Below are 15,004 nucleotides of genomic sequence, written 5' to 3' on the forward strand. Positions count from 1 at the left end.
TCACATCATATTTCTTTGAATAGAGGCATTACAATTCCTAATGTTCTTATTTAAATCTTCAATCTTTTCGTCAACCCTTACATTTATTTCATTAGGAAATACAAAGCTTTCAAAATTTTCTTGATTACCAATTAGCTTCTGATCGTACGCCAATCTAATAACCACAATATGCGAGATCAAAAGACTCAAAATTGTCATATCCTTTTCATAAGGTAAGTCTTTATATTTTTCTCGAGGTTCATATGACTTAACAAATTCGTCATCATCTCCTACTAAATAACTTTTTGTATAAATTAAATCCTCTATTTTTTCTCCAATTTCAAAAATTTTAGATAAAATTGAACGGTCGTTTTTGTCTAAAGTAACTTGAACTTGCCCTTCATATTTCTGATTAGGATTTAATAAGTATGTTAGAGTTCTAAATTTTTCAGGTTTTCCTTTTTTGAAAATTTTGAATAACGTTTTACTATTTTCTAGGTAATGCCTAAGTGGAATATAAAATTCACTTAGCTTTATTTGATGTATAACTTTGGCTTCCTCTAACTTTTTCCTTTTCTGCTCTTTTTTCGATTCTTCCCTGATTTTATAGTTATTCCATAGAGTAAATCCAGCTACTATTAAAGTACCTAGAAATGCTACAAAAGATGCAACTATTTTTGAATCCATATTTCAGAGAAATGAGAGTTTATAATCTTGAAATTCCTTAAGTAAATTTTGTTTGTAAATCAACCTCGAAAATGCTTCTGCTTCATATTTCACTCCATTCAACGCATCATGAGGTCTCGGCTCCTTTGGTAATCCAACGTATTCCATAATACGGTCACCACTTAAGTTTGAGAATCCATCTTTCAAAGGTGGATTTAGACCTAGTACCTTAAACTGAGAATAGGTTAATGAGTGTAAATCAATTTTTCTTTTCCCTAAAGCAAAATTAATATTATATCTGTTGAATGAAACATTTAAAAAGCTGATATCAAAATCTACATTCTGCCCTGCTATTGTTTTATCATCAATACACTCCAACCACTCTTTGAAGTTTAAAATTAATTCTTTTAAACTCATCTTTCTAGTATCAGTCAGATTGGAATAATTATAACCATTGATTTCTAAAGCTGCTGGATCAACTTCAGCAGTATCATCAATTTTACAGGTTTGATAAAATTGATTAGATGGATTTTCAAAGTCAAGAGCACCTATTTCTATAATTTGGTTTTTTAATGGGTCCAACCCTGTAGTTTCGAGATCTAAAATTACCATAATTAAAAATAATTATTTTATAGATACTCCTTGTTCAATCTTTCCGGCTAAAAAGTCAAAACCATCAACTCCACTTGCTTCTAATTCATTAATCAATAAGTTCAAACCTACATCAATATGCATTTTTATAAATTTAGGAAGATCTGAATGTGAGGCATGAACATTATAGTGAACGGCAGTAAGACCAATATAATAGTCTATATACTCCCCAAATAAAACAGCTTTTGAATAACTTTTCCCTCCTGAATCTTTCATCTTTGTAAGATCCATTTGTTCTCCTAAAGATAAAGAATAGGTCAAAGCAATTCTGGCAATTATATTTTCAGTCCCTAAATTAAGTTTATTAGTTAATCTAGTTACGACTTCTTTATTTTCCTTAGAGGTTCTAATGTGCGAGAACATGCTGTTGATTAAATTTGTTATACAATTCAGAGATCTTACACTCTTCTATTGAAGAACCTTCTTCATTGTTATTAATTAAATAAACTCCATTTAAATTGGGCTTAAGCAGTGCATATTCTGCTTTAGAGAGCTCCTTCTCTAATAAAGGGAATAACACTACTTGTTCAGAAATAGTAGGATAAAATTGCTCTATAACGTTGCTAGAATGTTCTTTATCAAATTTCTGTAAAGGACTATCAATAAAAATTGGAAAATTTATTCCGGATTCATCCACTAAGGCTTTCAATAATGCGGTTGCATATAGCTGTTGCTCCCCTTTAGACAAACCGTCTTTATCAATAACATTACCATTTTGATTAATTAGATCTATATCCATTACATCTTCATCTATCCTCACATTTACATCTCTTACAAAATCATTTTTATGCATCAACTTTCCTAATCCAAGTTGAATAGATTTTTGTAGGGAATATTTCTTCTCCTCTTTGATTCTAGCAGTAAGCCTATCTAATTTCTCTAAAAGATCTAATGTAACTTCATACTTCTTTTTATCCGTTTTTAAAAGATTTGATTTTTTCAATAGTTCAGAAAGCACTTTGTGATTAGAGGCTTCCCGGTGTTTTAAGCTACCTATTTCTTCAATTAGTCCCTGCTTTTTTATTTCTATTGTTTTAATTTTTGAAATCCATTCCTCTTTTTCCTCACGAAGTTTTTTAGCTAAAGGATTACCCTTTCTAACCTCGCCTTGTTTTATCTTCTTTAATACACGATTTAATTCCTGGCGAATTTCTTTTTCTCTCTTTACGATTCCGTTAAATTGAACTTTGAATGAATTCTGAATATATTCATATGTAGCAATAATTTTTCGGGATGTCTCATCATCAAAATCTAATAGAATTTCACTTTCTGAACTTGGATCCTCTATATTTTCTAAACGGGCAGATGACAACTTACGAATGTATTCTTTCATCTGATGTGCTAATTGATCATCTTTAATAATATCAGATAAACCAGAATGAAATTCCGCTTCAAATTGACCAAATTCTTCAGCTAGCAAACCTTTATCTATTGATGAATTTTTAATTTTTAGCTCAACCTTAATCTGATCAACCAAGCTTTTTAATTGGTTTTGAGAGATGGCTAAAGGAATTAAATCTATCAGGGTTCTTAATTCGTTTTTTAAATTTAAATGAGACTTTTTAAGTTGGTCACGCTTAGATTTTAACTCATTAAGTTTTTCAAGAGTCATCTCATTTCCTTCCCTAATTAATTGCTCCTGATGTTGATCAATCTTATGTCTATAATTCTCAATCTCCTCAATATAATCCGATAACTTTGAATCGTTGTGACGAACTAAATCAGATAGTTCATCTCTCTGTTTTTCGAGGTTTGCTATTTTTAATTCATCTTTTTCCGAAACTCCAGAGCGTCTCATTTTGGTAAGAAGTGTATTAAGATTTAATTTTAAATCCTCATATTTTTTAATTCCTAAAACTTCGGAATAGGCTTTGCTTAACGCCCGAAGTTCACTTTTGCTTTTAGCCTCCGCCAGGGTAACGATTTTTTCCGCATCAAAGAAAAAGAACTTTGCTATTTCTCTCGGAAGAATAAAATCATTAATAAAGACATCATAACCTACTTTCTTAGTTAGTTCGTTTTCGTGACCATCTATCAGAATTTTTAAACTCTCCTTTTTCGATTTATAGTGATACGTTCTTCTAATTACAACTTTCTTACAGGGAATGGAAGGGATCATCACATCAACAAGATGAATCTCAACAAAAAACTCTAACGTTTCATTTTGTTTAGACTCGCTTTGTTTTAAAACATTATGATTTAATAAAGTTTTCCGATAAGACTCATATCCTCCAGCGCTTTGGATATCCTTTTTGTATTTACTTTCAACTTGAGTCATCAAATTGCCATACAATCCCCAGATCATAGAAGTTAGGAAAGAGGTTTTTCCAAAACCATTTTTACCAGCGATAAGAGAAATATTCTTATCCTTTAAATGATTAAAATCTATCTCATTTAGACCTGAGTAGATTCGAAAGTTATTTAGAAGTATCTTTTCTATGCGCATATTATTCTCTCATTACAAATCTTTCAATTTGCTTCTCTACATCGTTATGAAGACCATATTTTGAAATTAACAGTGTTTTTGATTCCTGAATTTCCAGTAAATTATCAATAAGGTGATAATACTCAGGGCGGTCATCACAAACTTCCTGCATAATTCTTCGCTCGGTTTGCCCTAAAGATTTAATATTGTTTGTCATGAAGTCCTTGTTATAAACTTCCCGATATATTTCACCTACGTGTTTATCAAAGTAACCATCTCTATTCCAGGTAACTTGAATAGCTATTAACTCCTGATTATTTATTAAAACAACCTCTGGATGATCTTTTTGAACTTCTTTTTGAGTTTTAAGTAAACGCTTCAAAAGCATAGCTCTGTATGATTCTTTGTAACTCCCCCTACTATTTCCTTCATCATCTATAGCTGAGGCTCCATTTCTTCTGGTGTCTTTTCGGAACTCAGGATTATTTCGCTCTTCGACTAACTTATTTCGGTATTCAACTAAAGGAGCCATCCAACTTTGTCCTTTATCCACAAGGGCAGACATAGATTTATCTTCTTTTACAACAGTACATGTCCAGCATCCAAATCTACTTTGACCGCAAGATTTGTGTTCTTTATTAGTTACGACAGTTGGGCATTCGTAATCATCTGCACTGGCATCTGAATAGATTTGAAACAAAATATTGTTGTCAAATCCCCAGGGCGACTCCACTACGTTAATTATATACCATATTTCCTCCAACATTAACTCCTTAATTGGAGCAAAAACATAAGTATTAACGTCTGTTGCATGTTTGGAGAGTCTTTCGCCTTTTCTTTCATGTTTTTTCATAGAACGCTCTCGCGTGCTACTTTCTTCATACCGTGTTCCTAGTAGCACGATTGCTTCTCCTTTTTCATCAATTTGTTCATGAAGAAAAGATGAAGTAGGTCTAATTTTTAATTTATCCGTACACCAACGAAATGTATTATTAGGAACAGGATAGCCTTTACCTAAAACATTAACCCAATACGATTCATCCAATTTCGGTGTAGTCTTTTTTACAAAAATTGGCAAATCTTGATTTCTTGCTTCAATTTCAATTTTAGCCAGTACCTTTTCCACATATGCTGAAATTATTGGGTTCTCTACCATAGTATCATTACAAACAACATATACTGGCCTTCTCAATTGAAAGGGATTTGGAAGCGACTTAATTCTTTGAAGGGCAATCCAGACTAAAGTTAGGAGTACAGTAGAATCTTTACCTCCACTAAAACCTATTATCCAAGGTCTTTGAGTATTGTCAGCGTAGGCATATTGATCAATAATTTCATCAATTATCCCTTCAACTTTAGAACTTTTTATTTTTTGCGTATAACTTTTCATAACAGCTATAAAAGTAATTAAAAGCGGGCTTTTTAGCGCTTATTTTTTAATAGAATAATGACTTCTTTTCAACAGCTTGTTATAACTACTCATAGCAAAACCATATACTTTAGCACCAATTGTTATAAGACTTTTCATTCGCTATCTTTAGTTGCTTTTAGGAGTCAGGCATTCTCCTTCTGGTTTATCTGAACGAATAATTCGTCAGCTTTTAGTGAATTGAATAAAAATGAACTAATGAGTTATCGAACAAAACTTAGGTGCTAGATTCATTGAACTAGGCACATATGAACAATAGCAAGAAATTAATACCTTTTCATTTTAAAAAAAAAGGTGATCGCAGTTGAATATCAGGGAGAAATCCAAATGTTTAATTGGGGGTTGATTCCTTATTGAGATAAGAATGAAAAAGGCTAAAAAAGATTCTTAACGCGAAAACTGAAACCATAGCTGTGAAACCTTCCTTTTAAAATTCGGATAAGAAAAGTTGTTTAATTGTCGCAGATGTTTATTACGAAGGGCAATGGGGCAAAAAACAGAAATATTTAATTACACTTACAAATCTGGAGATATTTGCTTTTTCGGGTATTTATTCATTCGGGACAATCCAGAGAATAACAAAACCTTAAATGCCTATTCAATAAAGAATAATTAATTTACCCTTTAAGATGTCTAAATTCTAACAATATGAATTAAGAAAGCCTCGATTGAAAAAGCTTTTAATAGTTCTGTAAACTTCATATTTTTTTCTATTTTTAACACCTCGTTAAGAGAATCGGCAAATCCATCTCCCTACAGTTTTTTGCCTAATCACTAAGCCCCACATCTGCATGCAGACGGAACAGTTAATTATTTCAAACAAACCGCTCAATAAAGCTTTTTTAAAGGTTAAACTTAACCGATTCATATAATTAAAAACTATGATCTTATTTAACATTAAAGAACTAGAGAAACTTATCATTACAGAAAAGGTTTCCGATGGGCTTGCCTTCAAATATCTTTTTACTCATCTTATTCTTTTCACTCTTGCCGATTATATACCCGTAGATGGAGATAACCCCTGGTGGCGTACGTGGGTTCATTTATTGATCAGCTTGATGGCACTAATATGGGGAATCAGAAAAACTTTCGAAATAAATCAGCAAGGAGATAATATAGAATACTTTAAGCGACTTATTTCTCTCTCTTTTGTAACCGGAATCCGAACTATTGTATTTGGATTTCTAATTATTTTCTGCGTACTCGTCAGTACTCTTATAGCAGATCAAATTTTTACGTTTTCAATTCGAAATTCTATATGGATGACGGTGATAGAGCTCATAGCCTATGCCTTGTTAAATGTAGTCTTCTATTATATTTTAATAAATTCCTTTAAACGGATTAATTCTATAGATTCCAGAGCTTACCAAATGAAAACTAACTAGGTACAGGGCAAGACAAGGGGTGGAGAAATTCCGTTTACCCCTGAGAAATTAAGAATAAAATTTATAGAATAGATTATAAAACGATTTGTAAACCACACAAACAATATGAAAAACATCAATTTAAATTACTTATTTCTACTTCTAGTTTTTTTTACTTTTTCCTGTGAGGAATCTAACAATGAAGCTACAGAGGAGCCAAACAATGAAATTACCGATGACTATAAATTATTAGCTGTATCTGACCTTGGTGAGGTATTTGAAATTGGAAATAATACTGGGGATATAGAAAACGTTGGACAAATAGATAAAGAAAATAATGACAGTTTTCTTGCAACAAACTCTTTATTATCATCAGAAGAAAAAATTTATTCCATTGAATATGTTTACAATCCATCACCAACAAATAATCTTTTAATATTTGATAGACAAGATGGAACAAGTCAAAGAATACCGTTAATACTTCCTTCAACAATAAACGGTGATGAAAGAGGAATTTTAGCCCTTGCCTGGGACAACAACAAAATGATAGGAATTTTAGCGGAGAACGTTTTAGCAAATAATTCTACAAAGCACCTCATACATATCGACCCTCAAAATAACTCAATTACTGAATTAGGTATTACTTTCAATGAAAATAGAATTAGCTCAATGAAGAAAATTGACTCTACGTTATATATCTCAACTTGGGGTGAAGGTTTCCTGGAAGTTGACCTGGTAAATAACACAGTAAACAATTTGAGTTCTATTAATGGTAGTAGGATAGCCCAAATAAATAATTCTGAATTAGCAATAATGCAAGCAGTTTCTGGCTCTATAGGTGGAGCTAAGCCGGGAATAATTGATTTAACAAACCATAGTATTACTGACTACTCAAATGGAGAAACATTTGGACTTGTTACAGCTTTTGGTAATACGATCATTGAAAATGAAATTTACCTGAACTTAGTGAGTTCAAATACTCTGAATTTATATTTAGGTATTTTGAAGACAAATTTTGAAACAAATCAAAATTCTATCGTGGAAATTAACTCGAATACTGTGAATAGAAATTTGATCATTTTAGATACAACTAACTAAAAATTAAAGTTTGCAATTGTGGCTATAATAATCGCTTATTCTAGCTAAATTCTGGAAATCTTTTAGAAAACACTGAGATCTTGGAACTCTGCCATGATGCAAACTATTTGGGAATTTTTATGATCACTAATCAAAGCGGAAAAGATACAGCTCCAAAAATGAAGAAAGCGATTGATGAAATTATTGATGGCATAGTAAATCATAATGAGCAAAACCTAAAATCCTAATTGTTTAAAAACCCCCAATGAAAAAAACTTTACTTATTCTATTCATTTTTAATTGCTTAAACGCCTATTCACAAACCCCTTCTGACTTATTTAATGCCGGAAGAAATATAGCAAGTGCTTCCAGTCAGGATAAATTATCAAAAAGATGGTTCTCCAATGTGGAACTGGAATTTGGAGTAAACAATGAGGTAGAATATCGTTATTCACTTTACGACAACAATGACCATTTAATTTCGGGAAGAAGTGCCGAACTTGAAAATAAAGTATCATACGGGATCCTATACAGTATTAATTACCCTCTATTTAATAAATTGACTATTGGAGCAGTAGGAGGTTTTCAGCACCAAAGCCAACAAAAAATTTCAGCATTAAAGTTTGGAGGAATTCTTAGGTACCATTTTATCAATTATGAAAGCGTCAATATAAATTTAATGACAGCTTATAACTTAGCTTTAAGTGATAACATTAGTAGTGATATGGCGAATGTTCGACTCGGTCTTCAGTTTCCAATATCAAAAACAGATGATTTCAATTTAAATTTAAATGTTTTTTGGGACTACAATTATTACGTAGCCAGCAAACCAATACTATTAGAGGAAAACAACGAAAAACCCAGCCATATCATCTTCAGGTCATATGGTGTTAGTTTAGGGATGCAGTTTTAAAAACTACATTGTGAAAAAATCGAAAAGTGTAAATGAAATATAAAACCAAATTCAGCTTTCTCTCTATTTTTGTTTGTTTTACTCTAACCGGTTCTGCAATAGGCCTTTTATTTATTACTTCAAGTTCAACAGAAGCAGATATTGTTCTTCCTATACTTTTCTTATTATTTGTAATTTATTTTTGGCTCACAGAGTTTAGGACAAGAGCGCATAAAATTGAGATTTCTAAAGAGAAAATTTCCAAAAAGATATATTTTGGATTAGGACAAGGAAAAGAATACTTATATAAAGAGTTGGATGGGTTTATTATAACCAAACAGCCAAATAACGGAAGTACTTCAGAGTATATTTTTTTAATTAAAAACAATAGAAGAATAATCTGCTTATCAGAATTCTATCATCTTAACTATACCCAGATTAAATTGGAGATAGAAAACAAATTAAAATTTCTGGAAGAAAAAAATATAACTTCAAGAGTGAGTATCAAGAAATGTTCAGGTAAAATCAAATTATTCGATAGTTCTGAGAATAAAATTCTTTAAACCAATGCCAGTGGCAAAATTTAAATTAAAAAATGAGATATATATTACTAATCCTGATTGGCTTTATGTTTATTCCAGTTTCAGCTCAGGAACTCAAGCAAAGGGAATTAAAAAAGATTTCAAAACTTGGGATAGAAACCGTTCATATAAATAATTATGGTGAACAGTTTACCAATGATTTCAGAGATATTTTACGGGCAGATAGAAAAAGAAAAACCAATAAAACGGTAGGGATTATTTTCACTTCTTTATCTGCAATAAGTTTAGGCCTGGGAACTGCTGTGTTTGCAACACCGGTTGAATCTGAAGGGCACGGAAAAGCGTATAGGGATGTAATAGGAGGCTTTTTGATTGGTACGGGAGCGATTGAGGGAGGGATAGGAATTCCTCTCCTCTTTGTGTCGAAAAAGAGAAAACGAGAACGGGATAGATTAATCGAAGAGTATTATACTCAAATAAAATAAGCTCCAAAAATATGAAGAACACTCTCCTTCTACTTACGATTATGATGCTTCTTTTTCTTTCATGTAACAATAACGAAGATCAAATTCATGCTGAAGAGAAAAGTAATGGTTTTTTTTTCAACTCAAATTTTTATAAAGTTAATAAAGCTTACTTTATTCCAGATTTATCAACTGAAGAAATAGATGATTTTTACATAGTTATTACTGATGGAGAAATTATTTCACCATTTACAGATTCAAATGAGCTCGAGTTTAGTGAGGCAACAAAAAATTCTGTTGTCTTTAGAGGAATCCCAGATCGGAGTGGACCTGTAACTACAGTAGGTTTTGCTCCAAATGGATCCTATGAGTTTAATTCAAATAATAGCAGTTTTAGTTTTGCTCAATTTAATTTCAATTGCGAAGCTTCAAATGGAATTTTACAAATGTGCCAACAGTCGCTGGTAATTGAAGAACGTATAGTTCCGGATGTGGCCATAATTGATATTGAAATTGAAGAACTTACAGCAATTAATGATATAAATTTTGAAATTGAATTAACAGAATCTCGCATTATTCAAGGACATTTTAGAGGTGTTTTAGATAGAATTCAATCTGAATAACCAGTTGAGATACAATATAGTTCTCGAATCATAATTAATTCATCTACTTCGAAACACATGAATCAATATTATATTTTTATCCTTTTCCTATTTTTATCTTTAAATCAGAACCTATATTCTCAAGAAAAATCTCATCCTCAATCAATAAGGACTGGAATCGGATTAAGTTTTAATAATGGCCGGGAAGAGAGGGGTATGGGATTAATCTATTCTATCGGTTATCAGAAAAGCTTTGGCAACAATAACAGAATAAGGCTTAATCCAAATTTAATATTTGGCGGCTTTCTGCCTATAGGAATAACAGATACCAGAGATCAATTTTATAGAATATCATCTTTTGGCTTCAATTTACATTACGATTTGGTAAAATTTAAATCTATTTCTGTAGTTACCTCCCCTGGAATTTTCTTGAATTATTCAAGAGGTTTATTGGGAACTGGAGGAATGCCAGAAGCAGACAATTACACTTCAGAATTTTTCAATTCTATTTATTTTGGCGGTAAGTTTTCTTTAGGTTTAAGAATTACACCAAGTGGAAAACGATTAGCGTATGAAATTCGACCATTAAATATTCAATTTGGTAATAAAGGATTTATTTTGGGTTATCTAATGTTTGGAATCGATATTAAGCTAGGAGAAAACTGAGAAAAATTTATGTATTAGCTTACACTATGTATACTTACTTCAACCATAACTGTTATTTAGTATTAAATCTATCTAAATGAGAAAAATCGAATTGATTTTCGGAGCTGTTGCCGCAACTTCGATAGCTTATAAATTTGTTCTTGGAAATGCCATAAATCCCATTTTTATAATGTCGATAACAGGTTTGAGTTTATTCTATACCTATTTTAGTTTCGCTTATTTTAATCATATTCCTTTCAAAAAAATATTAAAAAAGGAGTCTTACAGCGGTATTTCGAAATGGAGAATACTTGGAACTGTCGGACTTGGGTTTGGATTAGGCATCATTATTTTGGGTGTTCTATTTTCTCTTATGGATTGGCCTTTTAATACATATTACTCTTTAGGAATTCCAATTTTAGGGATAATTGGTATAATTTCATTTGTTAAATATTTATCAGGCAGATCAGATGTTTATTCACGAATTTTAAAAAGGATACTGGTAATTGGTGGTGTTGCAGTAATATTTTGGTTAACTCCTCAGGAAAATTTAAATGAAATGCTTGGCATAAAAACTAATCAAACAGAAAAAACTGATTAGATACCAATTGCTTAGTATTAGTCATCAGAAAATTCGAAATTAAACATACCTAAACCAGTGATTCTCAATTTGCGAATTGAGTCATTACCTCAATACAAAGTGCTCGTTAGTTTCTAAAAACGACGTTCATTATCACATTATAATGTGGTTATTCGCATATTTTTAGATGCCAATGACATAAATGATTTGATTTCCACCTTAAAGTGTGGATTTTAATGTAATTTTGGTTCTAACCATATTTATGATGTCTGATTCCACAGTATAATGTGGGTTTAGCGGTTAGAAAAATAAAAGAACCTATGGCAGCGATACAAAAGATTGGTCAGCTGATTCAGCAACGCCGAGATAATATGCGGATTACCCAGAAACAATTGGCAGAGATGGCTGATATCGGGATTAATACGTTATATAAGATTGAGACCGGTCAGGCTAACCCTACCCTAGAATCTTTACAAAGAATCACAGACGTCCTTGGTATGGAAATCACACTGCAGGTCAAAAAAGTCTAGGTGTAAATGAGGCAAGCGACTATATATTATAAAGAAAAAGAAGCTGGCATTTTGAAACAGCACGATGACGGGAGTTTTACTTTCCGGTATCTGGAAGCCTGGTTGGCCGATCCGGAGAATCCATCTATTAGTCTAACCCTGCCAAGATCCCAACCGGAATATAATGCTAATTACTTATTTCCTTTTTTCTATAATATGCTTCCGGAAGGAACTAATAGACAAACGGTGTGTAAGGCTAACCGGCTGGATTCTGATGATTATTTTGGAATTCTTATGACTACCGCTCGTTATGATACTGTAGGTGCAATTACTGTCAAAAAAAATAAAGAGGTTAAATGAAAATAGATCACTGCCCAGGAACTTTAGCAGAAGGATTTAGCACTTATAGCAGAACATGTTTAAAGCGTGTTTTTGATGGACGTAAAGTTTCACACGTATTGCCTTATGATGCGCCCAACTCGAACCTGCAAACCGATAAACTCTTTGAGGACAATCAAAAACGAATTTCTATTTCAGGGGTGCAGGAAAAATTCTCTTTACTTCTGGAAAAAAATAAGTTACGTCTCATCAAAGAAGGGGAGCAAGGGACCCATATATTGAAACCGGTTCCCAATGCTGGCAAGAAGAATTATGAAATGCCGGCCAATGAGCATTTAACCATGCAGATCGCGCGCCAGGTCTACAATATTGAAACTGCCGAAAATGCGCTTATTTTTTTTGAAAATGAAGCTCCCGCCTATATAACGAAACGTTTTGATGTAAACCCAGATGGTTCGAAGAAATCAAAAGAAGATTTTGCCACCCTTGCCGGTAAAACTCCCCAGACACACGGCGAACATTATAAATACGAAGGGAATTATCTGGAATTATTTCATTTGATGAAAAAATTCCTACCGGCTTATCGTGTGGAAATTCCTAAATTATTTAAACTGCTGCTATTCAATTATTTGTTCTCTAACGGTGATGCCCACCTAAAAAACTTTGCCATTTTGGAAACCCCTATGGGAGATCACCGGTTAAGCCCGGCTTATGATTTACTCAATACTCGCATCCATGTAGATGATAGCGATTTTGCACTGGATGATGGCTTAATGCCAAAAAGTTTGGGGCAAACCACGACTGCAGGTCAGTTTAAAATTTTGGCAGAACAGGTAGATCTAAAACCAAAGCGATTTGATCAAATAATGGCAGACATGATGGAGCATTCAGAGAAAATTATCCAATTAACCCAGGCATCTTTTTTAAAAGAAGCTACCCAACGAAATTATATCCAGGATTATCAATACCGGTTAAAACAACTTCAGAAAATAAAGTCTTAATCTTTTTTTATTTCGAAGTAGAAAAGATAGAATATAAATTCTATGGCGATGAGAAGCAAAACGTGATGAATGTAGTACTGAATTTTGGAATTCTTTTGAGATTTAAAAAAGATCTAATGAAAATTTATTTAATAGTCTTTCTAAGCATTTTACCAATAACAGTGAACGCCCAGGATCTGAGCGATAGAGAAATCAAAAAACTTGCTAAGCTTGATTTGGAATATTCCAACCAGAAACAGAATGATTTTCAATACACAAACCAGTTAAGGGCAATATTAAAAACTGACAAACAAAGAAAATCGAATAAATTATCTGGCATAATCCTTACCTCTCTTTCAGCGCTAAGTATTGGGTCTGGAGTTCTGGTTGCATCCGGCCAGGAAGGTTCCTTTTGGCACGAAAATCCTTTTCGAGGTTTGGTAGGAGGTATATTGATAAGTACTGGCGCTATTGAAGGAGGCATTGGAATTCCGCTCCTCTTTGTGTCGAAAAAAAGAAAAAGGGAAAGAGATAGATTGATTAAGGAATATAAAGTTCAAACAAAATAGTTTTTCAGAATGGAGTTAGGATCTACCAAAAGTTGCTTAATATTCAATTAGATGAAGAAAACGATTTTTAAAAAACTGACCTGGTTACTAATATTCGGAATTTTATCAGTTTCCATTTTACCAAATGTCTTTCCTAATTATTGGTTTGTAGACATTTTTTCAAATTTTAAACTCCAATATTTAGTGATCTCTGTTTTATTTCTAGTCGTGGCCATTATTTTACTACAAAAGAAAATACTGGCTATTACGCTTCTTTCTTTAGCAATTTGCTGGAATAGCTATTACATAGTTCCATATTATTTAAAATCGGATACTTTACCGAAAACCACCGAAAATCAGCTCAAAATTTCAAGCATCAATTTATTGTCAAGTAATTCAAAAGTAGATCTGGTTTTAGACTACATAGAATCAGAAGATCCGGACGTTCTAATTTTAATGGAGTTTACGCCAGGATGGCAAAATCATTTACTCCCGGTAATTCAGAAATATAAATATAAAGAACTAGAACCAAGACTGGATAATTTCGGAATTGCCTTATTGAGTAAACATAAAATGAATAGTTCTATTGATTATTTCGAGCTAAATAACAAACCTTCAATTGTTGCCGATCTACAAGTAGAAAATGAGAAGTTATCATTAATAGCAACTCATCCAATTCCTCCAATTAGCCAGACAACATTCGAGAACAGAAATAAACAATTAACTAATATAATTAGTAAAAGATCTCAGTATTCCCCTAATCTTATAATAGCTGGGGATTTTAATACTTCATCCTTTTCAAACCATTTCAAGATCCTTTTAAGTAAAGGTTTAAAAGATAGTAGAGTCGGTTTTGGATTATTACCCACCTGGCCGGCAAATTATGGTATTTTGCAAACAACTCTGGATCATTTTTTAGTTTCAGATCATTTACACGTTATAGATAGATCAATCGGACCAAATGTAGGTTCTGACCATTTACCGATTAATATGATAATTGGAATAAATTGATCCGGGAAAATGAATGTTGAGGCTTAGTTCCAACTGAAACCTTCAGCTCGCCTGCAATCCCCTATTTAATTCGAGTATATCAAGCTATATAAATAGCACCTTTTTATAATTGCTGGGAAAAAACATTCAATAATATGAGGTAGAATGAATACTCTTTTCATCAATATATAAATATATTAGTAGTGAACTCACCGGAGAAATCATTAGTGAATCGAACTGGCGAAAATTAAAGGAGAGAACACTGGTGAAATAACCGGTAAATTCATTTAAAAATTAATTTATTTAACTAATTACTGTAAAT

General features: G+C 32.3%; 18 protein-coding genes. 13 read left to right on the forward strand and 5 right to left on the reverse strand.

Going from position 1 to position 15,004, the window contains the following annotated elements:
- From LB465_RS11435 to dndC, 5 genes are read right to left on the reverse strand one after another with little or no spacing between them, the layout of a single operon-like run.
- The gene (locus LB465_RS11435; protein ID WP_224469997.1) at positions 1 to 666 is read right to left on the reverse strand and encodes a hypothetical protein; all 666 of its coding nucleotides are present in this window, start codon (positions 664 to 666) and stop codon (positions 1 to 3) included.
- A gap of 3 nt (positions 667 to 669) precedes the next feature.
- Positions 670 to 1,257: a 3'-5' exonuclease gene (locus LB465_RS11440; protein WP_224469998.1), complete on the reverse strand. Its 588-nt coding sequence runs from the start codon at positions 1,255 to 1,257 to the stop codon at positions 670 to 672.
- A 12-nt stretch (positions 1,258 to 1,269) separates the two neighbouring features.
- Positions 1,270 to 1,659, reverse strand: a complete 390-nt coding sequence (locus LB465_RS11445; protein WP_224469999.1) for a DndE family protein — start codon at positions 1,657 to 1,659, stop codon at positions 1,270 to 1,272.
- Positions 1,643 to 3,742, reverse strand: coding sequence for a DNA sulfur modification protein DndD (dndD, locus tag LB465_RS11450; protein ID WP_224470000.1), 2,100 nt, complete (start codon positions 3,740 to 3,742; stop codon positions 1,643 to 1,645). The genes LB465_RS11445 and dndD overlap by 17 nt, the downstream gene beginning before the upstream one ends.
- Before the next feature lies 1 nt (position 3,743).
- Positions 3,744 to 5,111, reverse strand: a complete 1,368-nt coding sequence (gene dndC / locus LB465_RS11455; RefSeq protein WP_224470001.1) for a DNA phosphorothioation system sulfurtransferase DndC — start codon at positions 5,109 to 5,111, stop codon at positions 3,744 to 3,746.
- Between the two features lie 920 nt (positions 5,112 to 6,031).
- On the opposite strand from dndC, the gene LB465_RS11460 reads away from it, so the two are divergent.
- The 13 genes from LB465_RS11460 to LB465_RS11520 all read left to right on the forward strand — a co-directional run bounded on the left by LB465_RS11460 (position 6,032) and on the right by LB465_RS11520 (position 14,703).
- Complete coding sequence (locus LB465_RS11460) at positions 6,032 to 6,535, forward strand: hypothetical protein (protein ID WP_224470002.1); 504 nt, start codon at positions 6,032 to 6,034, stop codon at positions 6,533 to 6,535.
- A 105-nt stretch (positions 6,536 to 6,640) separates the two neighbouring features.
- Positions 6,641 to 7,612, forward strand: coding sequence for a hypothetical protein (locus LB465_RS11465; protein ID WP_224470003.1), 972 nt, complete (start codon positions 6,641 to 6,643; stop codon positions 7,610 to 7,612).
- Positions 7,613 to 7,856: 244 nt separating this feature from the next.
- On the forward strand, positions 7,857 to 8,504 hold the full coding sequence (locus LB465_RS11470; RefSeq protein WP_224470004.1) for a hypothetical protein: 648 nt from the start codon (positions 7,857 to 7,859) through the stop codon (positions 8,502 to 8,504).
- 32 nt (positions 8,505 to 8,536) lie between these two features.
- Positions 8,537 to 9,046 carry a hypothetical protein gene (locus LB465_RS11475; protein ID WP_224470005.1) on the forward strand — a complete coding sequence of 170 codons (510 nt, stop codon included), beginning with the start codon at positions 8,537 to 8,539 and terminating at the stop codon, positions 9,044 to 9,046.
- A gap of 32 nt (positions 9,047 to 9,078) precedes the next feature.
- Complete coding sequence (locus LB465_RS11480; protein ID WP_224470006.1) at positions 9,079 to 9,510, forward strand: hypothetical protein; 432 nt, start codon at positions 9,079 to 9,081, stop codon at positions 9,508 to 9,510.
- Between the two features lie 41 nt (positions 9,511 to 9,551).
- On the forward strand, positions 9,552 to 10,112 hold the full coding sequence (locus tag LB465_RS11485) for a hypothetical protein (RefSeq protein ID WP_224470007.1): 561 nt from the start codon (positions 9,552 to 9,554) through the stop codon (positions 10,110 to 10,112).
- Between the two features lie 57 nt (positions 10,113 to 10,169).
- Positions 10,170 to 10,757, forward strand: a complete 588-nt coding sequence (locus tag LB465_RS11490) for a hypothetical protein (RefSeq protein WP_224470008.1) — start codon at positions 10,170 to 10,172, stop codon at positions 10,755 to 10,757.
- A gap of 76 nt (positions 10,758 to 10,833) precedes the next feature.
- Positions 10,834 to 11,337, forward strand: coding sequence for a hypothetical protein (locus LB465_RS11495; RefSeq protein ID WP_224470009.1), 504 nt, complete (start codon positions 10,834 to 10,836; stop codon positions 11,335 to 11,337).
- 299 nt (positions 11,338 to 11,636) lie between these two features.
- Entirely contained in the window at positions 11,637 to 11,846 is a 210-nt protein-coding gene (locus tag LB465_RS11500) for a helix-turn-helix domain-containing protein (protein ID WP_079719514.1), read from the forward strand.
- Between the two features lie 6 nt (positions 11,847 to 11,852).
- Positions 11,853 to 12,185, forward strand: a complete 333-nt coding sequence (locus tag LB465_RS11505; RefSeq protein ID WP_224470010.1) for a HipA N-terminal domain-containing protein — start codon at positions 11,853 to 11,855, stop codon at positions 12,183 to 12,185.
- On the forward strand, positions 12,182 to 13,165 hold the full coding sequence (locus LB465_RS11510) for a type II toxin-antitoxin system HipA family toxin (RefSeq protein ID WP_224470011.1): 984 nt from the start codon (positions 12,182 to 12,184) through the stop codon (positions 13,163 to 13,165). Before LB465_RS11505 ends, LB465_RS11510 begins: the two co-directional genes overlap by 4 nt.
- A 116-nt stretch (positions 13,166 to 13,281) precedes the next feature.
- Complete coding sequence (locus LB465_RS11515; RefSeq protein WP_224470012.1) at positions 13,282 to 13,713, forward strand: hypothetical protein; 432 nt, start codon at positions 13,282 to 13,284, stop codon at positions 13,711 to 13,713.
- A gap of 51 nt (positions 13,714 to 13,764) precedes the next feature.
- The gene (locus tag LB465_RS11520) at positions 13,765 to 14,703 is read left to right on the forward strand and encodes an endonuclease/exonuclease/phosphatase family protein (RefSeq protein ID WP_224470013.1); all 939 of its coding nucleotides are present in this window, start codon (positions 13,765 to 13,767) and stop codon (positions 14,701 to 14,703) included.
- Positions 14,704 to 15,004 lie beyond the last annotated feature (301 nt).

The sequence above is a fragment of the Salegentibacter lacus genome (assembly GCF_020164555.1).
Classification (GTDB): Bacteria; Bacteroidota; Bacteroidia; order Flavobacteriales; family Flavobacteriaceae; genus Salegentibacter; species Salegentibacter lacus.

Excerpts from the sequence above, each read along its gene's own strand:
- LB465_RS11515 (WP_224470012.1), top strand. The coding sequence starts at position 13,282 with ATGAAAATTTATTTAATAGTCTTTCTAAGCATTTTACCAATAACAGTG.
- LB465_RS11500 (WP_079719514.1), top strand. The coding sequence starts at position 11,637 with ATGGCAGCGATACAAAAGATTGGTCAGCTGATTCAGCAACGCCGAGAT.
- LB465_RS11495 (WP_224470009.1), top strand. The coding sequence starts at position 10,834 with ATGAGAAAAATCGAATTGATTTTCGGAGCTGTTGCCGCAACTTCGATA.
- LB465_RS11440 (WP_224469998.1), bottom strand. The coding sequence starts at position 1,257 with ATGGTAATTTTAGATCTCGAAACTACAGGGTTGGACCCATTAAAAAAC.
- LB465_RS11470 (WP_224470004.1), top strand. The coding sequence starts at position 7,857 with ATGAAAAAAACTTTACTTATTCTATTCATTTTTAATTGCTTAAACGCC.
- LB465_RS11490 (WP_224470008.1), top strand. The coding sequence starts at position 10,170 with ATGAATCAATATTATATTTTTATCCTTTTCCTATTTTTATCTTTAAAT.
- LB465_RS11520 (WP_224470013.1), top strand. The coding sequence starts at position 13,765 with ATGAAGAAAACGATTTTTAAAAAACTGACCTGGTTACTAATATTCGGA.
- LB465_RS11475 (WP_224470005.1), top strand. The coding sequence starts at position 8,537 with ATGAAATATAAAACCAAATTCAGCTTTCTCTCTATTTTTGTTTGTTTT.
- LB465_RS11435 (WP_224469997.1), bottom strand. The coding sequence starts at position 666 with ATGGATTCAAAAATAGTTGCATCTTTTGTAGCATTTCTAGGTACTTTA.
- dndC (WP_224470001.1), bottom strand. The coding sequence starts at position 5,111 with ATGAAAAGTTATACGCAAAAAATAAAAAGTTCTAAAGTTGAAGGGATA.
- LB465_RS11480 (WP_224470006.1), top strand. The coding sequence starts at position 9,079 with ATGAGATATATATTACTAATCCTGATTGGCTTTATGTTTATTCCAGTT.
- LB465_RS11485 (WP_224470007.1), top strand. The coding sequence starts at position 9,552 with ATGATGCTTCTTTTTCTTTCATGTAACAATAACGAAGATCAAATTCAT.
- LB465_RS11505 (WP_224470010.1), top strand. The coding sequence starts at position 11,853 with ATGAGGCAAGCGACTATATATTATAAAGAAAAAGAAGCTGGCATTTTG.
- LB465_RS11460 (WP_224470002.1), top strand. The coding sequence starts at position 6,032 with ATGATCTTATTTAACATTAAAGAACTAGAGAAACTTATCATTACAGAA.
- dndD (WP_224470000.1), bottom strand. The coding sequence starts at position 3,742 with ATGCGCATAGAAAAGATACTTCTAAATAACTTTCGAATCTACTCAGGT.
- LB465_RS11465 (WP_224470003.1), top strand. The coding sequence starts at position 6,641 with ATGAAAAACATCAATTTAAATTACTTATTTCTACTTCTAGTTTTTTTT.
- LB465_RS11510 (WP_224470011.1), top strand. The coding sequence starts at position 12,182 with ATGAAAATAGATCACTGCCCAGGAACTTTAGCAGAAGGATTTAGCACT.
- LB465_RS11445 (WP_224469999.1), bottom strand. The coding sequence starts at position 1,659 with ATGTTCTCGCACATTAGAACCTCTAAGGAAAATAAAGAAGTCGTAACT.